Consider the following 20,864-nt stretch of genomic DNA (forward strand, 5'->3'; position numbering starts at 1 on the left):
TTCCGGCGACCCATCTCCGACCCTGACGCCGCGCGCCCCATGAATTGCCGCGGACACCGCGCGAGCGCGGCGCACGAAGCCCCAACGGCGGGAGTTGCCACCCGCCGCCGACCCTCACGTCGGAGTTGCGCCCGAAAACCCCGGAAAACGGCCGGTTGCGGCCTTCCGAGTTCGGTTTTGGGGTATCATGGGCATCCATGGGCGTCAATGGGAACGGCTTCCCGCCGCGAATGGCGAGGCTTCGCCCTCGTCAATAAATCATCAACTTTAACAAGGTGTTAATTTGCATTAACGCTCGCGCGGCGGCGCAACCTCCGCACAAGCTCGCCGTCCATCGCTATCCGCCAGCGGCAATGCCAAACGGGACCTGCAAGGGCGATTTCGGCGCCGCGAACAGAGGCTTCCCGCCCGAATCGCAGGATCGGCAGCGATGCGCCCAAAGATTGCGACGGCGCCGGCCGACGCGGTTTTCCTTCGTCAGCTCCGATGTTTCGCGAAAGCGAGGCCAGCCGGCCTGTAAGCCGGGTTCTGTCGACGGCCGAAGCCGCCTGGCGACCATTCCTCTGGGACGGCGCTTGCGCGCCGCCTCAAGCAACCCACCCGGACGACCGGCCCGGAGAAGGGCTGGCGGGTGAACCGCCGCGTCGTCCCTATTCGGTCTTGCTCCCGGTGGGGTTTGCCCTGCCGCTTCCGTTGCCGGTCGCGCGGTGGGCTCTTACCCCACCGTTTCACCCTTACCCCGAGGCACGCCGGCGAGCCGGAGCGCTTGGCGGGGCGGTCTGTTCTCTGTGGCACTTTCCCTGGGGTCGCCCCCGCCGGGCGTTACCCGGCACCGTTTCTCCGTGGAGCCCGGACTTTCCTCCCCCGCCGTCTTTCGACATATGACGGGAGCGGCCGCCCGGCCGGCTGGCGCGCCAGGAGGTGCGGCCTCGCGCCCCGGAAGTCAAGCCGCCACGCGGAATGAGGACGATGGTCACGATCTACCACAACCCCGCCTGCGGCACGTCGCGCAACGTCCTGGAGATGATCCGCCGGTCCGGCGAGACGCCGATGGTGATCGAATATCTGAGGACGCCGCCGGACCGAGCGACGCTGCTCGGCCTTCTCGACGCCATGGGCAAGCGCCCGCGCGACATCCTGCGGCGCAAGGGCACGCCCTATGCCGAACTCGGCCTCGACGATCCGGCGCTGTCCGACGCGGCGCTCGTCGAGGCGATGCTGGCCCATCCGATCCTCATCGAGCGGCCGATCGTCGCCACCGGCCGGGGCATCGCGCTTTGCCGGCCGTCCGAAACCGTGCTGGCGCTTCTCGATCACCCGGTGCCGAGCTTCACCAAGGAGGATGGCGAGACGGTCGGCCCGGCGGCGTCGGCGAGCCGCTAGGCCAGAGGCTCGTCCATGATCCGCAGCCAGGGCCAGCGCGCCCGGTAGGATTCCGCCTTTTCGAGGAAGCGCGCTCGGTCGCAGGAGTTGTTCGGGTTGCGGCGCAGGAGACCGGCCGAGAGTTCGCCGAAGCCGTTCGGCGCATAGAGCCGGCGGTCCTCGACCGCGATGCCGAGACAGGTGCAGGCGACGAGATAGCGCTCGATCCCGTCCTCGCAGCTCTGCAGCGGCGGATAGGCATGGCCGAAGCGCCTCTCGTACCAGAGATGGACGCGGGCCTGGTTCTTCACGTCGATCGCGATACCGAGATCGGCCGTCGCCGCGCGGATGCGGGTCAGCACCGCGTCCTCCGCCTCGTAGGACAGGTCCCGCCCGTCGAAATAGAAGATGTCGTAGTCCTTGATCCCCTGGGAGCCCGGACGTCCGGCGAGATGGTTCCAATAGGTTTGGAACAGGCAGCCGGCGACGAGGAAGCCGTTCTCGATCCGCAAGGCCGCCAGCCGCTCCAGCAGCGCCGCGTTGATCGGATCGGCGCAGACGATCCGCATGAAACGCTCCGACTCGTCGCCCGTCATCCGAACCTCGCCCCTCATCGGCCGGGCATAGGCGAAGCCGATGTCACGATGCAGCGGGCAAGAGTTCCGTCCCCAGCTTTCGCGACGGGTTCAGCCCTCTTCCGGCGCCGGCAGCGCGCTGAGGAGGCGATGCAGCGTCGCGACCGTCGAGACATCGGCGACGCCGTCCACCCGCGCCTGCCGGAAGTGGCGCTGGAAGGCGATGGTCGCGAAGCGCGTCGCCGCGTCGAAGCGGCCCGTCGCCGCGACATCGTAGCCATAGAGGGCCAGGAGCTGCTGATAGGCGGCGACGGGCGAGCCCTCGTCGCCGGCCGACAGGAAGCGCCCGCCCGCGATCGACTCTGGCGCGACCAGATGGCCGATGCCGGCGGCATGAAGCTGCGACCAGGGAAAGAGCTCGCCCGGATCCTCCTTGCGGCTCGGCGCGGTGTCGGAATGCGCCAGGACATTGCGCGGCGCGATCGGCCAGCGGGCAAGGATATCGGCGCAGAGCGCGATCACCCGCGCGATCTGGATGTCCGGAAACGGCCGATAGCCGAACTCATGCCCGGGATTGACGATCTCGATGCCGATCGAGCGGGAATTGATGTCGCCGCGGCCCTGCCAGCGCCCGGCTCCGGCATGCCAGGCGCGCTGGGCCTCGGGCACGAGCTGGACGATGCGCCCGTCCTCGTGGATGAGATAGTGACAGGAGACCTGGCTCCTTTCGGAGGCGAGCCAGCGCGCCGCCGCCTCGCCGTCCTCCATGCCGGTATAATGCAGGAGGAGAATGTCCGGCGCCGCCCGCCGTTCGTTGACGTTCGGCGAGGGCAGGATCGCGTCGACCAGCGCGGTATCCGGCGTCACGCGGCGGCCCGCGCCTTCGCGACGCTCTCATAGGCGGCGTTGATCGCCTTCATGCGTTCGAGGCCGATCGCCAGGAATTCCGCCGGCACGCCGCGCGCCGCCAGCCGGTCCGGGTGGTTCTCCTTCACGAGTTCCAGATAGCGCTCGCGGATCTTCGGCAGCGGATCGCTCGGCATGACGCCGAGGATGGCGTAGTCGCCCGCCTCGCCATGCGCGACATGCCGGTTCTCGATCGCCAGATACTCGGCCTCGGACAGGTCGAAGACCTCCGCCACACGATGCAGGAAGGCGCGCTCGCGCTCGTGCACGACGCCGTCCGCCTTGGCGATATGGAAGAGGCCGTCGAGGACATCCGCCAGCAGCCGGCAATGTTTCTCGCCCTCGGCGCAGAGCGTCCTGATCTTGCCGGCATAGGCCTCGAAGCCCGCCGTATCCTCGGTGGCGAGGTCGTAGAGACGGAAGACGTTGCGCATCTCCTCCGGCGGGATCGCGAAGATCTGGCGGAAGGCCGCGACCTCGGACGGGGCGACGACGCCGTCGGCCTTCGCCATCTTGGCCGAGAGCGCGATCATCGCCACCGAGAAGGCGACGCGCCGGCGCGTCTCCCGATCGCCGCTGAACAGCGTGTGGACGCTCTCGACGATCGTCTCGATCACCGCGACGCCGCGCGCCGGCAGATCGCGCAACAGCGCGCCGATATCGTCGACGAGCGCCATCAGCCCCCGCTCGACATGGCCGGCCTTCGCCTCGTCCGCCGTCTCGTCCTGTCGTGTGTCGCGCATGGCGGCGCCTTTAGCATGCCTGCCGCCCGATCGGCTACGGGACCTCTGCGCTCCTCACGCAACGAAAACGCCCGGCGCGGGGCACCGGGCGCTTCGTGCCGACCCTGTCGGGACGGCGAATGGGAATTTGCTTACTGCGCCGGCGTCGTCGTGCCCGAAGCACCGCCCGAGGGCGCCATCGTGCCGCCCGTCGTGGTGGAGGGCGTCGTGCTCGTCGCCGGCGGCGTGGTGGTCGTACCGGTCGCGGCGGGCGGATTGTTGTTCGCCGGCGGCGTGGTGGAAGAGCTGCTCTTGTTGTCCGAGCAAGCGCCGAGCGCGAGCAGACCAGCGGCGGCGAGGGTCAATCCGAGCTTCTTCACGTTTCTGTCTCCAATCCTCTTGTCGTTGGCACGGCGCCGCGAAGCCGCCGTGATGATGTCCGTCAATTCGTTCGCGTTCACGGAAAATTCAATGCCGGCTGCCCGACTTCGTTCCGCCACCCGCGAAGTTTGCCTAAAACTGGAGCGATGCCTGCCTTCGGCCAGGGCAGTCCTTCGGATCATGGTAAAGGGACGTTAACCATGATCGGCGAGGCTGGTCGCCGGACAACGGGAAGACGGGGGCCGGACGAAACGCATGGGGGCGCAATTGCGGGGTGGCAGCAGGGGCCGGCGCGGGCGGAAATGGGTCGCGGCGGCGGCACTGGCGCTGGCGGCGATGGTGTCGGGCTGCACCACGGCGACGCTCGACGTCGCGGATCTCGGCCTCTCCAACCTGTCCGCCGCGCGGCCCGAGGACTATCCGGTCCACGGCATCGACCTGTCGAAATACCAGGGCGACGTCGACTGGGCGGCGGCCCGAAAGGGCGGCGTCGCCTTCGCCTATCTGAAGGCGACCGAAGGCGGCGACCGTGTCGACAGCCGGTTCCAGGAGAACTGGGCGGCGGCGCGCGCCGCCGGCGTGCCGCGCGGTGCCTATCATTTCTTCTACCATTGCCGCAGCGGCAAGGAGCAGGCGAAATGGTTCATCGCCAACGTGCCGCGCGACCCGCAGGCCCTGCCCCCGGTGCTCGATGTCGAGTGGACGCCGGATTCGCCGACCTGCACGCGCCGCCCGGCGCGCGACGAGCTGGTGCGCGAGATGCAGGACTTCCTCGACATCGTCGAGAAGCACTATGGCGTGCGCCCGATCCTCTACATTCCGATCGACGTGCATCGCGACCGGCTGGTCGGCGCCTTCCCGAAATACGAGTTCTGGCTGCGGGCGGTGAAGGACCATCCGAACGCGGTCTACGAGAGCCGGCCGTTCCGCTTCTGGCAATGGACGGCGACCGGCACCGTGCCCGGCATCGAGCGCGAGGTCGACCGCAACGCCTTCGCCGGCAGCCGGGCGGACTGGGTGAAATGGCTGAAGGCGCGGCGCCCGCATGCGCGCCCGATCGAAGCGGGATTCTGATCCGTCCTCACCGCTCCCTTGCGGAAAGGTGAAGCCCCGATCTTCAGCATCGGCAAGGAAAAGCGCGGCCGGCCGGGACCGCCATCTTGTCCGGCCTCGCCGTGGAGGCTACCGAGACGCCAGTTTCCTCGTCCCGTCAGCTGGATCGTCCCGATGCCCCTTGCCCGCACCCTGGCCACGACCCTGGCGCTTCTCGCCGCCGGCACCGCCGCCGCGAATGCGCAGAGCGCCGCCGCCTGCGGCGGCGATTTCGGCGCCTTCGTCGCGGGCGTGAAAAAGGAGGCGCTCGCCGCCGGCATCTCGCCGGACACCGTGGAGCGCACGAGCGCCCGCATGCGCGACGACACGAAGGTGCTGGCGCGCGACCGCAGCCAGACCGTCTTCACCCAGACCTGGGGCGAGTTCTCCACCCGCATGGCGAACGCCTACCGGCTGAAGCTCGGCAAGGCCAATCTCCAGAAATACGCCGCCGTCTTCCAGAAGGTCGAGGCGGAGACCGGAGTGCCGGGGCCGGCCATCGCCGCCTTCTGGGGCCTCGAAACCGACTATGGCGCGGTGCTGGGCGATTTCGACACGCTGGCCGCGCTCTCCACCCTCGCCCATGACTGCCGCCGGCCGGATCTGTTCCGCCCGCACCTCATCGCCGCGATGAAGGTGGTGGATGCCGGCTATCTGAAGCCGGAGGAGATGAAGGGTGCCTGGGCGGGCGAGCTCGGCCAGACGCAGATCCTGCCGGAGGAATATCTGAAATTCGGCACGGATGGCGACGGCAACGGCTCGGTCAATCTCCTGACCGACGCGCCGGACGTGCTGGCGACGACGGGCAAGTTCATGGCCTCGCTCGGCTGGCGGCGCGGCGAGCCCTGGCTGGAGGCGGTGCGCCTGCCGGCGACCTTCCCCTGGGACCGCGCCGCGCTCGCCAACAAGGAGCCGCGCAGCGCCTTCGCGGCGCTCGGCGTCACCAAGGCCGACGGCTCGGCGCTCGAAAGCGACGCCCTCCCCGCCTCGATCGTCCTGCCGATGGGCAAGAACGGTCCGGCCTTCCTCGCCTTTCCGAATTTCGACGTGTTCCTGCAATGGAACAACTCGCTCGTCTATTCGCTGACCGCCGGCTATTTCGCGACGCGTCTCGCCGGGGCGGGCCCGGTCGACATGGGCAATCCCGAGCCGGGCCTGTCGCTGGACGACATGAAGGCGCTGCAGACCAAGCTCACGGCGCGCGGCTACGATATCGGCAAGGTCGACGGCATTCTCGGCGGCAATACCCGCGAGGCGGTGCGCCAGGAACAGCGCCGGCTCGGCCTTCCGGCGGATGGCTGGCCGACCAGCACGCTGCTGGCCGCGCTCTGAGGCGCGCTTCGTAAAAATCGGCGACTGGCGCCCCGTCCCTTCTTTCAACGCGCCGGCCGCTTTCCCATATCCCCGGGCGGATGGCGGCCGAGAGCGCCCGCCCGAGGAGAACGACGCCGATGATCGCGAGTGCCGACGCCCGGATGGCCGGCGCCTTCGATGAGACCGACACGCTGCGGCGCCTCGACCGCATCGCGCGTCTCGCCCGGCTGATGGACACGGCGATCCGCGTGCCCGGCATCGGCCTGCGCTTCGGCCTCGATTCGGTGATCGGCCTCTTTCCCGGCATCGGCGACGCGGCCGGCGGGTTGATCGGCCTCTACATCATCAACGAGGCGCGCCGGCTGGGCCTGCCGAAGCGCAAGCTCGCCCGCATGATCGGCAATGTCCTGGTCGATACCGCCGTCGGCTCCGTGCCGCTGGCGGGCGATGTGTTCGACGTCTATTTCAAGGCGCATAAGCGCAACGCCAACATGATCCTCGATCATTTCGGCGGGGCGCGCCGCGATCTCGACGAGCGGCTGATGAAGGACATCACGCCGCGCGCTTGAGGCGTGCTACAATTCGCCCCGCGCCACCCGCTGGAGATAGAGGCCGTAGCCGCTCTTGCCGAGTTCCCGGCCGAGAGACATGAGGTGGTCGGCGGTGATGAAGCCGAGATTGTAGGCGATCTCCTCCGGGCAGCAGATCTTGAAGCCCTGCCGGTGTTCCAGCGTCTGCACGAACTGGCCGGCTTCCAGCAGCGAATCCGGCGTGCCGGTGTCAAGCCAGGCGAAGCCCCGCCCCATGGTCTCGACGGCGAGCGTGCCCTCTTCAAGATAGACGCGGTTGAGGTCGGTGATCTCCAGTTCGCCGCGCGGCGAAGGCGTCAGCCCGCGCGCGATCGCCGAGGCTCGGCCGTCATAGAAATAGAGGCCGGTCACCGCCCAGTTCGAGGGTGCGGCTGCCGGCTTCTCGACGATCTCCCGCGCCCGCCCGTCGGAACCGAAGGAGACGACGCCGTACCGTTCGGGATCGTTGACGTGATAGGCGAAGATCGTCGCGCCGGTCTCGCGCCCCGCCGCCCGCCGCAGCCTGTCCGGCAGGCCGTGGCCGTAGAAGAGATTGTCGCCGAGAATGAGGACGGAAGGCTCGCCCGCCAGGAAGTCCTCGCCGATCGTATAGGCCTGGGCGAGCCCGTCCGGGCGCGGCTGCTCGGCATAGGACAGGCTGAGGCCGAGCCGCGCGCCGTCGCCGAGAAGCTCGCGGAAGCGCGGCAGATCGTGCGGCGTCGAGATGACGAGGATGTCGCGGATGCCCGCCAGCATCAGCGTCGCCAGCGGATAGTAGATCATCGGCTTGTCGTAGACCGGCAGGAGCTGCTTCGACGCGCTCAGCGTCATCGGATGCAGCCGCGTGCCGCTGCCGCCCGCCAGAATGATGCCTTTGCGCAACGACGATCTCCGCTTGCCCCGCGCCTTCCGGGACGCAAGCCATGCAACTACCGCGAGGCCGCCGCCTTGTCACCTGCCGGGCGTGCCGGTGCCGGCGGCTCAGTCGGCCATGGTTTCCAGGCTCGCATAGCCCTGCGGCGCCTCGCCCGCGTCGAAGGGCTGGTCCACCTCGACGAAGGTGTCGGGATAGAAGCCGTTGAAGCGCGTGCGCAGCGATAGGGAATAGGCGCCGATATGGCCGATCTCGATCCAGTCGCCGGTATCGACCGTATCCGGCAGCCAGAAGGGCCGCGACAGGATGTCGACGGAATCGCAGGTGGCGCCGCAGACGCGGAAGGCCGTCATCGCCTTCGGGTCGCCCTTGCGGCTGCGCCGGGCCGGATCGGGAATGAAGCGGGCGGGAAGCGTGATCTTGCCCGTCCAGGAATCGGAAAGCGAGGCCCAGATGCCGTCGTTGATGTAGAGGCGCCGGCCCTTGCGCAGCAGCACGCGCACGATGAGCGAGAAGGCGCGCGCCACGACGACGCGGCCCGGCTCGGCGACGAGCGGCAGGTCGGAAAACCCCCATTCGGCGAGATCGGCGCGCAGCCGCGCCATGATCTCGGCGAGCGAGGGCATGTCGGGCTTGCGCCGGCGCGGATCGTGGCCGTATTCCGCCGGAAAGCCGCCCCCGACATCGAGGCCCGCGAGGGTGACGCCGGCGCGCGAGCGCACCCAGTTCGCCGAGGCGAGCGCCCGCTCGTAGGTCTCCGGCTCCTCGATCTGCGAACCGACATGGAAGCAGATCCCGACCTTGAAGCCGATCCGGTCGCAGCGCTGGAGGAGTTCGACCGCATGGGCCGGCGCGGCGCCGAACTTCTTCGAGAGCTCGTAGGCGGCATGGCCCTTGGTCTGGAGGCGGATGAAGAGCGTGATGGTCGAGGGATCGAGATCGAGGGCGCGGACGATGCGCAGGATCTTCGCCACCTCGTCCTCGTGGTCGAGCGCCAGCGTGCGGATGCCGTAGGTCTGGAGCGCGAGATTGATGTCGGACTGCGCCTTCACCGGGTGCATGTAGATCATGCCGGCCTCGGGCGCGACCGAGCGCACCGCCTCGAACTCGCCGGGCGAGGCGACGTCGAACATGGTGACGCCCGCCTTCGCCAGCGTTTCCAGCACCAGCTTCTCGCCATTGGTCTTCACCGCATAGGCGGTCTCGCCGGGAAAGGCGGCCATGAAGTCGCGGGCATCGGCGGCGAGAACCTCAGGGCGGAAGCAATAGACCGGCGCATCGGGGCGGAGGGACATCGCGGCGTCGCGCGCGGTCAAAAATCGCTGCATGGGGAAACCTTACCTCGCCTCGGCGGGACGTTTCGACCGCCCCCGGTCGCACGGGGCGACGTCATATGCAACGGCCGGGCGGTGGCCACGCCGATTCGGCCCCGGTCATTGCGCGACGATGACCGATCCGCGGCGCCAATGCGTTCCCACCGATTAATTTCGCGCCGGCCAAGACGCTTCAAACTCTACCGAATTTGGGGATGAAGCATCGTTCCGGGCTGCCCCCTGCCCGCTCCCGGCTTTACGGTTTCGAAACATTCGTTAATCTCGCGTCATCGGAGCTGGAGGGGACGCATGCTTCTGACACGATCCTTGCACGTCCTGATGATCTCGGCCGCCTTCGTCTTCGTGGCGGCGGCGGTGGTGGGGCTTCTGCCGTAAGGCGCCCCGCCGGCGCGCAAGGGCAAAGCCCGCGCGCCCCAGGACAAGACCGAAGTCGAGGGCCGGAGCGGCAGCCGCTCCGGCCCTTGCCGTTTCCGGCCCGCCCCCGTCAGGCGGCGGCCGACTCCGCCTCGGCCGAAGGGGCGGCCGCCGGGCGCAGGCCCAGGATGTGGCAGATCGAATAGACGAGATCGGCCCGGTTCATCGTGTAGAAATGGAAATCGCGGATGCCGCGATCGGCGAGGTCGAGCACCTGTTCGGCGCAGACGGCCGCCGCCACATGGCTATGCGTCTGCGGATCCTGTTCCAGCCCCTCGAAGCGCGCCGCGAGCCAGGCAGGAATCGTCGCGCCGCAGCCCTCGGCGAAGCGCGAGATTTTGGTGAAGTCGTGGATTGGCGCGATGCCCGGCACGATCGGCACATAGATGCCGGCCCGGCGCACCCGCTCGACATATTTCTCGTAAACGTCGTTGTCGAAGAAGAACTGGGTGATGGCGCGGCAGGCGCCGTTGTCGACCTTCCGCTTCAGGAGATCGATATCGGTCGCGAAGTCGGGGCTTTCGGGATGTTTCTCGGGATAGGCCGAGACCGAGACCTCGATCGCCGGATCGACGGCCTTCAGGCCCGCCACGAGCTCGGCCGAGCTCTGATAGCCTTCGGGATGAGGCGCGTAGCGCGCGCCGACCCCGGCCTGGCTGTCGCCGCGTAGCGCCACGAAATGGCGCACGCCCGTTGCATGATACTGGCGGACCACCGCGTCGATCTCGGCGCGGCTGGCATCGACGCAGGTGAGATGCGCCGCCGGCACGAGGGCGGTCTCCTCCAGGATGCGCTTCACCGTGTGATGCGTGCGCTCGCGGGTCGAGCCGCCGGCGCCGTAGGTGACGGAAACGAAGCTCGGCTGCAGTGGCGCCAGCCGCTCGACCGCCATCCAGAGCGATTCCTCCATCTTCTCGCTCTTCGGCGGGAAGAATTCAAAGGAGACGCGAAGCTCGTCGCGCGGGGGAAGGGCTTGCGGCATCGGTCAGGCTCTGGCGCTGCGAAGATCGGAAAGGATGGCGGAATCGCCGGTCGCCCCGGCACTCGGACGGCGTTCGCGGGCGATGGCGACGATGGTGGTGAGGCGCCCGGCATGCTCGCCCGCCGGCACGAGAAGCCGGGTCGTCTCCACCTCCAGCCCCGCCTCGGCCAGATAGGCGGAGAGCGTTTCCGGCGAGAAGCCGAGGCGGAGATGCGCCTCGTCGTCGCGCAGGAATTCGAGATCGTGCGGCGCGAAGTCGACGATGGCGAGAAGGCCGCCGGGGCGCAGCATGGCGGCGGCCTCGCGCAGCGCCGCGGCGGGATCGTCCAGGTAATGCAGGACCTGATGGATGGTCACGAGATCGAAGCTGGCAGGAGGCAGCGGCAGCGAATAGCAGTCGCCCTGGCGCACCTGCGCATGGCCAATGCCCGCCGCGTCGAGCTTGGCGCGCGCCACCTGCAGCATCTCGCGCGAGGCATCGATGCCGATCGCCCGGCCGACGCGCGGCGCCAGGAGTTCGAGCACCCGGCCGGTGCCGGTGCCGATATCGAGAAGATCGTTGAACCGACGCTCGCCGAGCGCGCCGAGCAGCGCCGCCTCGACATCCTCGTCCGCGACATGGAGAAGGCGCAGGCGGTCCCAGCGCTCGGCATTCTCCGCGAAGAAGCGCGCGGCGCGCGCGGCCCGCTCCTGGCGGATATGGTCCAGCCGCTCATGGTCGCGCGCCAGCATCGGATCGGCCCCGCCGACGCGCTCGATGACGGCCCGCGCCAGCGCCGCCGCCCCCGGCCCCTCGCCGGCCAGGCGAAAATAGGCCCAGGCGCCTTCCTGATAGCGCGACAAGACGCCCGATTCGACCAGCAGGCGCAGATGGCGCGAGATGCGCGGCTGCGACTGGCCGAGAATGGCGGTGAGGTCCGACACGGTCAGGTCGTTGCGGGCGAGCAGCCGCACGAGCCGCAGGCGCGTCGGCTCGCCGAGGGCCTTCAGCACCTCGACCGAGGCCTCGAACGCTAGTGTCGCCGCTTCTGCCATTCCCACCTCGGCAAATCATATAAAGATATGTTTATATCTTGCGAGCGCGCCTTTCAAGCGCCTTCGCGGCGGTGCCGGTTGACCGCGGCCGGGGCCTCGGCGACATATCGCGCATGAGCGACAGCGCCGCCGACCTTCGTCCCGGAGAAACGAGCTTCGCCGAGGCGGCGACGGACCCTCAGGACGCTCATCTCCGCTTCATCGGCCTCGTGCGCTCGCCCTGGACCGAGCGCGCGCTCTGCCCGAAGAACCTGCGCGAGGCGCGCGAGCGCCGGCGCACGGCGTCGGTGGAGATCGCCCCAGCCTTCCGCCTCGCGCTGTCGGACCTGGAAGCCGGGCAATGGGTCCATCTCCTGTCCTGGCTCGACCGCGCCCGCCGCGATCTGGCGCTTCAGCGCCCGCGCCATGCGGATGGCGCGCGCGGCACGTTCTCGCTGCGCTCGCCCGTGCGCCCCAATCCGATCGGCCTCCATCTCGTGCGGATCGAAGCGCTCGATCGCGACAGCGGCCATCTGGTGATCGACGCCATCGACCTTCTCGACGGAACGCCGCTTCTGGACCTGAAGCCCTTCCTACCCTCCGTCGACATTCCGCCGGCGGACGGCGCCTGATGGCGACGGAGCGCCAGCGCGCCATCGCCAAGCTTCTGACGGCGACGATCCCCCGCGCGCCCTTTCTCGATGCCGAGGCGATCCGCGAGGCCGCCGGCTCGCGCCATATGCGCACGCTGTCGCCGGGGGCGGCGCTCTGGTTGGCGATCGTCGCCCATATCCGCCACGCCCACACCGATTACGACGCCCTGATGGACGAGGGCTACGACCGCGACGCGGCCCGTTTCTTCGTGCTCGACGACATCAACACGATGCTCGACCAATGGGGCTCGACCCGCCGGCTCGATCCCGAAGCCGAGACGACGGGCGACGAATAGGTCTCAGCCATAGATCCACTGTTCGGGCAGTCTGGCCTCCAGCCCCTCGCCCCGCGCGATCCGGCCCGGCTTCTCCACCCAGGCGACCAGACCGCGCCGATGCTTCGCCGCCTTGACGAAGCCGAGTTCGAGATCCTCACGCCCCGGATGATGCCGGGCGATGCCGCGGCCGGACAGGCGGCAGGGGCCGTTGTCGCCATCGATCTTCAGCGTGACCCCGCCCTCGAAGAAGAGCAGCGTGCGCGGCGGCAGCCAGGTGAGCCGGGGGATGCCCTCGACCAGGAGATTGCCGCCGATCCATTCCGGCCGGATCTCCGGGATCGCCAAAGCCTCGGCGGCCTCGGCCAGTTCGTCCGGCGAAAGGAGCGAGAGCTGGCGCTCGTTGCGGATTTCCGTGCCGCGCGGATACCAGGGCTCGCGTCCGCCGGTGCGGCGCGTCGCCCCGCCATGGACATCGGCCGCGACGCCGTCGAAGCCGAGGTCCAGGGTCTCGACCGCGCTCGTGACGAAATCGTCCGGCGGGGCGCGGAACAGGCCGGCGACGCGGCCCTTCAGCTTGCGCGCCGGATGGCGCCGCATCGGGGCCTCAGACATCGGAGGCCTCGCGGCGATGCGGCGCCTCGTTCGACTTCAGATCGACCGCATGGGCGCGCGGGCTCGGCTTGAAGGTGACGACGCGCCAGAGATAGACCGCGACGGCCAGAATGATCACCGCATTGGAGACCGGTCCGATATAGCCCTCGATCAGATCGTAGCGCTGGCCCATCAGATAGCCGGCAAGGGCGAGGCCGCCGGTCCAGATCAGGGTGCCGAGAGCGGAAAAGGCCAGGAAGGCCCAGAAGGGCATCCGTGCCAGACCCGCCGGCACCGAGATCAGCGTGCGCACCGTCGGCACGAGCCGGCCGAGAAACACGGCCCAGTAGCCCCATTTGCGGAACCACTTGTCGGCGGTCTCGACATCCTCCGGCGTCATGGTCAGCCAGCGGCCGAAGCGGGCGGCCAGCGCGATGATGCGCTTCTCGCCGATCGCATAGCCGAGATAGTACCAGGGCAGGATGCCGAGCAGCGAGCCGGCCATGCCGGCGAGAATGACGACCGCGATCGACATCTCGCCGACCGCCGCCTGATAGCCGGCGAGCGGCATGATGATCTCGGATGGGATCGGCGGGAAGACGTTCTCCAGAAACATGAGGAGCGCGATCCCGAAGGGACCGAGCGTTTCCATGAGATGCCTGACGAAGACGTCCATCGGCCCGGATTCCCCTTGAAGTTCCGCCACGCGTTGCGCGGACAGCCATGACCGAGGCGCGGCGCGACCGCAAGGCGGCGCGGCGGCGGATCAGGCGATGGCCGGCGCCCGGCCGCTCCGCAGGGCGCCTTCGATATGCGCGCGGAGCTCGTCCGCCGTATAGGGCTTCTGCACGATTTGGCATTCGTGCCATTCCGGATCGACCCCCGCCCGGCCATAGCCGGTGGCGAAGACGATCGGCACGCCCCGGGCGCGGAGGCACGCGGCGACCGGATAGACCTTATCGCCGGCGATATTCACGTCGAGCACGGCGAAATCGATGGCGGGAAGCGTGTCGGCCATGTCGAGCGCGCGGGCGACGCGCATGGCGAGCCCGACCACCTCGCAGCCGAATTCGTAAAGCATATCCTCGAGTTGCATGGCGACGAGCGACTCGTCCTCGACCGCGAAGACCTTCAGACCGGCAAGATCGCGCCCTTCTTCGCCCCGCCCCTCTTCCTCAGCTCGCAACGTCTCCCACCTCGGCTAACGGCACTTCGAAGCGGCAAATGACGGAGCCTTGGGCTAAATCAAGGGTGAACCCGCCGGCGAGTTCCCCTTCGAGAATGCGTTCGAGCGTGCGGATGCCGAAACCGCGCGGCCATTCGCGCGGCGGGGACGGATTGCCGGCCTCGCGCCATTCGAAGCGGAGGACGCTCTCCCCGTCTCGCGCGGCGATGGACCAGGCGAGTTCGAGCGAGCCGGTCTCGGTCGAGAGCGAGCCATACTTGAGCGCATTGCTCACCAATTCGTGAAAGACCATGGCGAGCGCCACGGCGGCGCGCGGGGTCAGATCGACCGCCGGCCCGGCCAGCGCGACGCGATCGGCGCCGAACGCGGCCAGTTCGCCCTCGATCAGCGTCTGGAGGCCGATCTTCTCCCAATGCTGATCGCTGATCAGGTCGTGGACATTGGACAGGGCCTTGATCCGCGCCTCGAACGCGGCGACGCCCAGGCGGTCGACATGGCGGAAGCTGCGGCGGGCGATCGACTGCACGGTGGACAGCGTGTTCTTCACGCGATGGTTCAGCTCGTCGAGGAGAAGCCGCTGATGGTGCAGCGTCCGGTACTGTTCCGTGCGGTCGGTGCCCTGGATGAAGACGCCGGTGATGCGCTCCTGTCCGTCGCGGATCGGCTGGTAGTGGAAATCGACGAAGGCCTCGCGCAGCCGGTCCTCGTCGCGGCCCTTGAGAAGCAGGCGGATGCCCTCGCCGCTTTCGGCGCGGCCGGTGCGGAACACGGTGTCGAGGCGGACGATCAGATCCTGGTCGGCGATCTCGGGAAAGGCCTCGCGGATCGCCCGCCCGTCCAAGACGCGATGGCCGGTGAAGCTGCGATAGGCATGGTTGGCGAAGGAGAAACGGTGATCCTCGCCATGGACGATGGCGATCATGCCGGGCGCCTGGTCGAAGAGCCGGCGGAACTCGGCGCTCTCGGCGAGCGATTCCTGATAGGCGCGTTCCACCTCGCGGGCCCGCTGGAGAACGTCGACGCCCCCTCCCACCTCACCCGCTTCGCCGCGCTGCCGGGACAGGTAGAGGTCCGTCACGTCCACCGTGTTCTGCACGACGAAGGCGGTGCGGCCATCGGCGCCGAGAAGCGGCGTGTGCACCGCCGTCCAGTAGCGGTGATCGACGCCGCCTTCGACGGACGGGTCGGGGATCGGATAGGGAATGAAGGCGATCGTATCGCTGGCGCCGGTGGCGAGCACCGTCTGGAGCGAGCGGCGCAGGCGCGTGCCCCCCTCGTCGTCATTGGGGAAGAGCGCGAAGAGATTGCGGCCGAGAAGCTGGTCGAGCTGCAGCTTGACGACCGCCATATAGGCCTTGTTGGCCGCGACATAGTTCAGATTGGCGTCGAGCACCATGTAGGGGCTCGGGATCTCGTCGAACAAACTCGCAAAGTCGATCACGGCATGCACCGTCCGAAAAGCGTCTGGTCTTGCACGGTCGGGATGCGAGGCGGAACGTCCGTCTCGCATCGGCTTATGAAGCCTTCGGCAGAAGCGAGGCGCGCCGCGCTCGGCGCGGCGCCGCGTTTCCGGCCCGAAGGCTGTCCCGTCAGCGCGTCAGCCGCTTGTAGGTCGGCCGTTTCGGATTGACGCTTTCCGGGCCGAGGCGGCGGATCTTGTCCTCCTCATAGGCTTCGAAATTGCCCTCGAACCATTCGACATGGCTGTCGCCCTCGAAGGCGAGGATATGGGTCGCGAGGCGGTCGAGGAACATGCGATCGTGGCTGATCACCACGGCGCAGCCGGCGTAATCCTCCAGCGCATCCTCCAGCGCGGCCAGCGTCTCGGTGTCGAGATCGTTGGTCGGCTCGTCGAGCAGGATGACGTTCGAGCCCGACTTCAGCATCTTGGCGAGATGGACGCGGTTGCGCTGACCGCCGGACAGCGTGCCGACCTTCTGCTGCTGGTCCGTGCCCTTGAAGTTGAAATTGCCGACATAGGCGCGGGAATTCATCTCGTATTTCCCGAGCTTCAGGATATCGACGCCGCCCGAGATCTCCTCCCAGACGTTCTTGGCGCCGTCGAGATGGTCGCGGCTCTGGTCGACATAGCCGAGCGACACCGTATCGCCGACGCTGATCTCGCCGCCGTCCGGCTGTTCCTGGCCGGTGATCATCTTGAAGAGGGTCGACTTGCCGGCGCCGTTGGGGCCGATGATGCCGACGATGCCGCCGGGCGGCAGCTTGAAGGAGAGATTCTCGATCAGTACCCGGTCGCCATAGCTCTTGGTGAGGTTGTTCACCTCGATGACCTTGTTGCCGAGGCGTTCGCCGGTCGGGATGACGATCCGGCCGTCGGCGGGCTTGCGCTGCTCGGCGCGCTCCACGAGGTCGTGATAGGCCTGGATACGGGCCTTCGACTTGGTCTGGCGGGCCTTGGCGCCCTGCTGGATCCATTCGCGCTCGCGCGAGATGGCGCGCTGACGATTGTCGTCCTCGCGGCCCTCCTGCAGCATCCGCTTGGCCTTCTTCTCGAGATAGACCGAGTAGTTGCCCTCGTAGGGGATGCCCCGGCCGCGATCGAGCTCGAGAATCCAGCCCGTGACATTGTCGAGGAAGTAGCGGTCGTGGGTCACCATCAGCACGGCGCCCTCGTAGTCGCGCAGGTGCTTTTCCAGCCAGGCGATCGTCTCGGCGTCGAGATGGTTGGTCGGCTCGTCGAGCAGGAGGATGTCCGGCTTCGACAGAAGCAGCTTGCAGAGCGCGATGCGGCGGCGCTCGCCGCCGGACAGCACCGAGACATCGGCATCCTTCGGCGGGCAGCGCAGCGCTTCCATCGCCATCTCCACCTGGGGTTCGAGGTCCCAGAGGTTCTGCGAATCGATGATGTCCTGGAGCTTCGCCCCCTCCTCGGCCGTCTCGTCCGAGTAGTTCATCATCAGTTCGTTGTAGCGGTCGAGGATCGCCTGCTTGTCGGCGACGCCTTCCATGACGTTCTCGAAGGCGGTCTTCGAGGGATCGAGCTGCGGCTCCTGCGGCAGATAGCCGATGGCGGCGCCCTCGGCGGCCCAGGCCTCGCCCGTGAACTCCTTATCGTCCCCCGCCATGATCTTCAGCAGGGTCGACTTACCCGAGCCGTTCGGACCGAGAATGCCGATCTTGGCATTCGGGTAGAAGGACAGGTGGATGTCGTCGAGGATCTTCTTGTTGCCATAGGCCTTTTTGAGGCCCGACATGTGATAGATGAATTGGCGAGCCATGGCGCGCGCGAAACTCCAAGAATTTGGGCGTTCGGAAAACCTGCCGCGTACCTAAGCGATCGGACGGCGATGAGCAACAAAAGCCGCTCGGATTCACCCGAAGAAGCGTTCCGGCGCGAACAGCGCGGCGTGGCGAAGGGCATCGCGGCGGCGATCGGCGCCTCGCTTCTCGTCGCGGCTCTCGCCCTCGCGCTCGTTCCCGCGCCGGTCGCGCCGGAGGCCGGAGCGAGCGAAAGCATCGCCGCCCTACTCCCCTGGCTCGCCCCGCTCGGCCTGCCGCTCGCCGGCGGCGTCGCGGCCGTCGCCCACCACCGCTTCTTCCATGCCGGGGCGATCGAAGGCGGCGACCCGCCCGCCGACCGCGCTCTCGCCGTCGCGCGGGCCTTTCTCCAGAACACGCTGGAACAGACGCTTCTCGCCGGCCTCGCCTTCCTGGCGCTCGCCGCGAGCCTGCCGCCCGACGCCTCGGCCCTCCTGCCGGTCTTCGTCCTCTGGTTCGTCGCCGCCCGGCTCGCCTTTCGTCTCGGCTATCCGAAGGGCGCGGCGGCTCGCGCCTTCGGTTTCGCCGCGACCTTCTTTCCGAGCGTCGCGGCGCTTCTCGTCGCCACCGCTCTCCTCCTGGCGCGCGCCTTGAGCTGAGACGCCGCCTATTGCAGGCCGACCGGATCGACGATCCCGCCCGGACAGCCGGGCTTCGTCGGGCGCGAGCCGGCGATCAGCGCCGCGATGTCGGGCCGCTCGGCGATCTCGCCGGACAGGCCGATCGTCAACTCATCGATCAGCCGCCGGCTGCCGTCGTCGCGGCAGGACACGCGGACCCGCTCGCCGGCGCCGGGGCCGAAGGCCTTGTCGAAGGCGGCGCGGATCTCCTCCGTCGAAAGGTTCTGGCCGATCCGCGCAGCGAAGAGCTCCGCCACGGCCGAGCCGTTCACCGCATCGAGAAGCGCGATCGCCCGGCCGAAATAACCCTCCGCGTCGAGACCGAAGCAGGTGCCGTGCCGCGCCCATTCATGCCGTTCGAGCAGGGACTGCGTGCCGGGCATGGCATCATCGAGCCGTGCCTTCGTCGCGGCCGAAAGCTGCGGCTCCGGCAGGCTCTTCCAGCCGCCGGTCTTCGTCTGCTCCTTCAGGGGCGCGGCGGGCCCGCAATATTCGCGGCTGCGCGGCTGCGGCCAGAGGCCGTGCAGCGAGAAGCGCCGGCCGTCCGCCCGGTCCGCCGTCTGGCTGCGGCATTCGGGTTTCCTCGACTGGCCCTCGCAGAAGGCGGGCTGCCAGCTGATCGCCAGGACATTGCGTGTCGAGGGGCGGGACACCTCGCTCTCCTGGGCGCCGGCCGCGCCGAGAGGCAGGAGGAGGCCGAACAGGAACAGGGCGGCGCAAAGTCTCGGCATCGGTGGCTCGCTCCAGAACTAAACAGGAACATTGCCGAGTCGCGCGATTCTGGCAAGTGAGCCGGCCCGGCGATCTGGCAAAATCGCCGCGGCCGCGCGATCTCTTTCGGAATACCCGCTCTCCAGCCGCGAGATCCCGTTTGTTCGACACCCGCACCAGCTTCGACAGTCCGAGCGGCGCGACGCTCAATCTCTACCGGGCCACGGCGCGCGGGCATGAACGCGGCGTCCTTCTCGTGTTGCATGGTCTCGCCGAGCATGCCGGCCGCTATGCCCGCTTCGCCGGTGAGATGGCGGGGCGCGGCTTCCATGTCTATGCGCATGACCATCGCGGCCATGGCTCGACCAGCGCGCGCGACGCGCCGCTGCGCCGCTTCGGCAAGACGGAGGGCGGCGCGAAGGTGCTGGCCGATTGCGCTTCCGTCCTCACCGAAGCCGACCGCGAGCATCACGGCCTGCCGGTCATTCTCTTCGGTCATTCGATGGGTGCCCATATCGCACTGAACGTCGCCATCCGGCGCGGCGCGGCGCTGGCGGGCCTCGCGCTCTGGAACGCCGATTTCACCTTCGGCAGGAAGGAGACGCTCGGCCTCGCGGCGCTGAAGGTCGAGCGGGCGCTGAAGGGCTCCGACGTCGCGAGCGAGCTCTTCGCCCGGGCCACCTTCGGCGCCTGGGGCAGAAGCGTGCCGGACCGGCGAACGGAGGCCGACTGGCTGAGCCATGACGCGGCGGCGGTGGAGGCCTATCGGCGCGATCCGCTCTGCGGCTGGACGCCGACCAATTCCCTGGCCATGGATCTTCTCGGCCTCGTGCGCGACGCTTCCGGCGAAGCCGCCTGGGCGCGCCTGCCGAGCGCCCTCCCCGTTCATGTGCTGGGCGGCGCGGAAGACCCCGCCACCCGCCAGGGCGCAGCGGCGCGGGACTTGGCGGGCGGGCTGCGCCATGCCGGCAGCCGGGATGTCGAACTCCTCATCCTGGAAGGGGCGCGGCACGAGGCGCTGAACGAGATCGAGCCGATCCGCCGCATGGCGCTAGCCGGCTTCGAAACCTGGCTGGACCGCATCCTGCCTGCGGCATGACGGCGCGGCGCGCCGGCCTATCTTTCGGGGAATGGAAACCGCCGTTCCGCATATCGTCTCGCCGAGCCTCTGGGAGGAGTCGCTCCGTCTCGTCGCGGCTCTGGTGCTGGCCGGGCTGATCGGCATCGAGCGCGAGGCCCGGGCGAAGAATGCCGGGCTGAAGACGCATATGCTCGTCGGCGTCGGCTCCTGCCTCTTCACGCTGCTGATGATCATCCTCATCGCGCGCTATCAGAGCGACATGGTGCGCGCCGATCCGGTGCGCATCGTCAGCGCGGTGACCTCCGGCGTCGCCTTCCTGGCGGCCGGCCTCATCATCCACGGCAAGGGACGGGTGCTCGGCCTCACCACCGGCGCCTCGCTCTGGATGGCCGGCGCCATCGGCCTCGCCTGCGGCCTCGGCGAATTCGGCCTCGCGGCGGTCGCCGTCGTCGCGACCCTCACCATCCTCGGCCTCGTCAAGCTCGTTCAGGTCTGGCTCTTTCCGAACCGGCACGCGGCGAAGGAGCGGCGCACGCGGCGCTCCTATCGTTCGCGAGCCCGGTGACGGGGGCCTACCGGTCCTGAAGGGCGCGGATCAGACCGGGCGTGACATGGCCGAACTCCATGGACTGGAAGTCGGAATAGCTGAGCCGACCGCTCGCCAGCGCATTCGTCACGCGCGTGCAGAGGATCTTCTCCAAGGGCGCATTCGCCGAGACATTGGCGACCTTCGCGAGCATGCGCCGCTCTTCCCCCACCACATGGGAGGTCTTCAGGCAGTGATCGACGAGTTCCTGCCGAAGCGCGGGGCTGCCCTTCAAGGCTTCCTGCGCGGCAGCATATTTCTCCGACGTGACGCAGCTGGATAGGGCCGTCGAAAGCCCGATCATCCCGAGGATCGCGAAAGTCCGACGAAGTCGCAGCAT

At 68.4% G+C, this 20,864-nt stretch carries 24 protein-coding genes and 1 other RNA gene; 9 read left to right on the plus strand and 16 right to left on the minus strand.

All coding sequences use genetic code 11. The annotated features are described in order from the left end of the window. Positions 1 to 501: 501 nt before the first annotated feature. An RNA gene (rnpB, locus tag IEY14_RS04500) (RNase P RNA component class A) lies at positions 502 to 910 on the minus strand. Between the two features lie 59 nt (positions 911 to 969). On the opposite strand from rnpB, the gene arsC reads away from it, so the two are divergent. Next, positions 970 to 1,383: an arsenate reductase (glutaredoxin) gene (arsC, locus tag IEY14_RS04505; protein WP_244639287.1), complete on the plus strand. Its 414-nt coding sequence runs from the start codon at positions 970 to 972 to the stop codon at positions 1,381 to 1,383. On the opposite strand, the gene IEY14_RS04510 is transcribed toward arsC, so the two are convergent. From IEY14_RS04510 to IEY14_RS04525, 4 genes are all read right to left on the minus strand, one after another. Continuing rightward, positions 1,380 to 1,958, minus strand: coding sequence for a nucleotidyltransferase family protein (locus IEY14_RS04510; protein ID WP_188906978.1), 579 nt, complete (start codon positions 1,956 to 1,958; stop codon positions 1,380 to 1,382). The two genes, arsC and IEY14_RS04510, sit on opposite strands and share 4 nt — an antisense overlap. Positions 1,959 to 2,048: 90 nt before the next feature. Further along, positions 2,049 to 2,804: a peptidoglycan recognition protein family protein gene (locus IEY14_RS04515; RefSeq protein WP_188906979.1), complete on the minus strand. Its 756-nt coding sequence runs from the start codon at positions 2,802 to 2,804 to the stop codon at positions 2,049 to 2,051. Beyond that, the gene (locus IEY14_RS04520) at positions 2,801 to 3,520 is read right to left on the minus strand and encodes a TerB family tellurite resistance protein (protein WP_188907390.1); all 720 of its coding nucleotides are present in this window, start codon (positions 3,518 to 3,520) and stop codon (positions 2,801 to 2,803) included. Before IEY14_RS04520 ends, IEY14_RS04515 begins: the two co-directional genes overlap by 4 nt. A gap of 197 nt (positions 3,521 to 3,717) precedes the next feature. Continuing rightward, positions 3,718 to 4,026: a hypothetical protein gene (locus IEY14_RS04525; RefSeq protein ID WP_188906980.1), complete on the minus strand. Its 309-nt coding sequence runs from the start codon at positions 4,024 to 4,026 to the stop codon at positions 3,718 to 3,720. A gap of 175 nt (positions 4,027 to 4,201) precedes the next feature. Between IEY14_RS04525 and IEY14_RS04530 the strand changes: the two genes are divergently transcribed. From IEY14_RS04530 to IEY14_RS04540, 3 genes are all read left to right on the plus strand, one after another. Further along, positions 4,202 to 5,020: a glycoside hydrolase family 25 protein gene (locus tag IEY14_RS04530; protein ID WP_188906981.1), complete on the plus strand. Its 819-nt coding sequence runs from the start codon at positions 4,202 to 4,204 to the stop codon at positions 5,018 to 5,020. A 153-nt stretch (positions 5,021 to 5,173) separates the two neighbouring features. Further along, complete coding sequence (locus IEY14_RS04535) at positions 5,174 to 6,370, plus strand: lytic murein transglycosylase (protein ID WP_188906982.1); 1,197 nt, start codon at positions 5,174 to 5,176, stop codon at positions 6,368 to 6,370. A gap of 119 nt (positions 6,371 to 6,489) precedes the next feature. Beyond that, positions 6,490 to 6,921, plus strand: coding sequence for a DUF4112 domain-containing protein (locus tag IEY14_RS04540; RefSeq protein ID WP_188906983.1), 432 nt, complete (start codon positions 6,490 to 6,492; stop codon positions 6,919 to 6,921). A gap of 6 nt (positions 6,922 to 6,927) precedes the next feature. Here the strand turns inward: IEY14_RS04540 and rfbA are convergent, their stop codons facing one another. The 4 genes from rfbA to IEY14_RS04560 all read right to left on the minus strand — a co-directional run bounded on the left by rfbA (position 6,928) and on the right by IEY14_RS04560 (position 11,560). Then, the gene (gene rfbA, locus IEY14_RS04545) at positions 6,928 to 7,803 is read right to left on the minus strand and encodes a glucose-1-phosphate thymidylyltransferase RfbA (protein WP_280515013.1); all 876 of its coding nucleotides are present in this window, start codon (positions 7,801 to 7,803) and stop codon (positions 6,928 to 6,930) included. 99 nt (positions 7,804 to 7,902) lie between these two features. Continuing rightward, positions 7,903 to 9,123 carry an alanine racemase gene (locus tag IEY14_RS04550; RefSeq protein ID WP_188906984.1) on the minus strand — a complete coding sequence of 407 codons (1,221 nt, stop codon included), beginning with the start codon at positions 9,121 to 9,123 and terminating at the stop codon, positions 7,903 to 7,905. A gap of 490 nt (positions 9,124 to 9,613) precedes the next feature. After that, entirely contained in the window at positions 9,614 to 10,525 is a 912-nt protein-coding gene (metF, locus tag IEY14_RS04555) for a methylenetetrahydrofolate reductase [NAD(P)H] (RefSeq protein ID WP_188906985.1), read from the minus strand. Between the two features lie 3 nt (positions 10,526 to 10,528). Beyond that, positions 10,529 to 11,560, minus strand: a complete 1,032-nt coding sequence (locus IEY14_RS04560; protein WP_188906986.1) for an ArsR/SmtB family transcription factor — start codon at positions 11,558 to 11,560, stop codon at positions 10,529 to 10,531. A gap of 113 nt (positions 11,561 to 11,673) precedes the next feature. On the opposite strand from IEY14_RS04560, the gene tsaA reads away from it, so the two are divergent. Both tsaA and IEY14_RS04570 read left to right on the plus strand, forming a co-directional pair. After that, complete coding sequence (gene tsaA / locus IEY14_RS04565) at positions 11,674 to 12,171, plus strand: tRNA (N6-threonylcarbamoyladenosine(37)-N6)-methyltransferase TrmO (protein WP_188906987.1); 498 nt, start codon at positions 11,674 to 11,676, stop codon at positions 12,169 to 12,171. Continuing rightward, positions 12,171 to 12,488, plus strand: a complete 318-nt coding sequence (locus IEY14_RS04570) for a DUF2293 domain-containing protein (protein WP_188906988.1) — start codon at positions 12,171 to 12,173, stop codon at positions 12,486 to 12,488. The genes tsaA and IEY14_RS04570 overlap by 1 nt, the downstream gene beginning before the upstream one ends. Before the next feature lie 3 nt (positions 12,489 to 12,491). Here IEY14_RS04570 and IEY14_RS04575 read toward each other — a convergent pair whose 3' ends face one another. The 5 genes from IEY14_RS04575 to ettA all read right to left on the minus strand — a co-directional run bounded on the left by IEY14_RS04575 (position 12,492) and on the right by ettA (position 17,486). Then, positions 12,492 to 13,082 (minus strand): MOSC domain-containing protein, encoded by a 591-nt coding sequence (locus tag IEY14_RS04575; RefSeq protein WP_188906989.1) that lies wholly within the window; start codon positions 13,080 to 13,082, stop codon positions 12,492 to 12,494. Beyond that, positions 13,075 to 13,737, minus strand: coding sequence for a DedA family protein (locus IEY14_RS04580; RefSeq protein WP_188906990.1), 663 nt, complete (start codon positions 13,735 to 13,737; stop codon positions 13,075 to 13,077). The genes IEY14_RS04575 and IEY14_RS04580 overlap by 8 nt, the downstream gene beginning before the upstream one ends. A gap of 90 nt (positions 13,738 to 13,827) precedes the next feature. Beyond that, a complete protein-coding gene (locus IEY14_RS04585; RefSeq protein WP_244639289.1) occupies positions 13,828 to 14,247 on the minus strand; it encodes a response regulator in 420 nt (139 codons plus the stop codon). Beyond that, positions 14,237 to 15,688 (minus strand): sensor histidine kinase, encoded by a 1,452-nt coding sequence (locus tag IEY14_RS04590; RefSeq protein WP_188906991.1) that lies wholly within the window; start codon positions 15,686 to 15,688, stop codon positions 14,237 to 14,239. The genes IEY14_RS04585 and IEY14_RS04590 overlap by 11 nt, the downstream gene beginning before the upstream one ends. A 148-nt stretch (positions 15,689 to 15,836) precedes the next feature. Continuing rightward, a complete protein-coding gene (ettA, locus tag IEY14_RS04595; RefSeq protein WP_188906992.1) occupies positions 15,837 to 17,486 on the minus strand; it encodes an energy-dependent translational throttle protein EttA in 1,650 nt (549 codons plus the stop codon). 69 nt (positions 17,487 to 17,555) lie between these two features. Between ettA and IEY14_RS04600 the strand changes: the two genes are divergently transcribed. Then, positions 17,556 to 18,125: an MAPEG family protein gene (locus tag IEY14_RS04600; RefSeq protein WP_188906993.1), complete on the plus strand. Its 570-nt coding sequence runs from the start codon at positions 17,556 to 17,558 to the stop codon at positions 18,123 to 18,125. 8 nt (positions 18,126 to 18,133) lie between these two features. Here IEY14_RS04600 and IEY14_RS04605 read toward each other — a convergent pair whose 3' ends face one another. Then, a complete protein-coding gene (locus tag IEY14_RS04605) occupies positions 18,134 to 18,877 on the minus strand; it encodes a ribonuclease T2 family protein (RefSeq protein WP_188906994.1) in 744 nt (247 codons plus the stop codon). A gap of 140 nt (positions 18,878 to 19,017) precedes the next feature. Between IEY14_RS04605 and IEY14_RS04610 the strand changes: the two genes are divergently transcribed. Then, entirely contained in the window at positions 19,018 to 19,956 is a 939-nt protein-coding gene (locus IEY14_RS04610) for an alpha/beta fold hydrolase (RefSeq protein ID WP_188906995.1), read from the plus strand. A gap of 31 nt (positions 19,957 to 19,987) precedes the next feature. Continuing rightward, entirely contained in the window at positions 19,988 to 20,503 is a 516-nt protein-coding gene (locus IEY14_RS04615) for an MgtC/SapB family protein (protein WP_188906996.1), read from the plus strand. A gap of 7 nt (positions 20,504 to 20,510) precedes the next feature. Here the strand turns inward: IEY14_RS04615 and IEY14_RS04620 are convergent, their stop codons facing one another. Beyond that, positions 20,511 to 20,828, minus strand: a complete 318-nt coding sequence (locus tag IEY14_RS04620; protein WP_188906997.1) for a hypothetical protein — start codon at positions 20,826 to 20,828, stop codon at positions 20,511 to 20,513. Positions 20,829 to 20,864: the final 36 nt, after the last annotated feature.

This window comes from Aureimonas endophytica, assembly GCF_014642635.1.
GTDB lineage: Bacteria > Pseudomonadota > Alphaproteobacteria > Rhizobiales > Rhizobiaceae > Plantimonas > Plantimonas endophytica.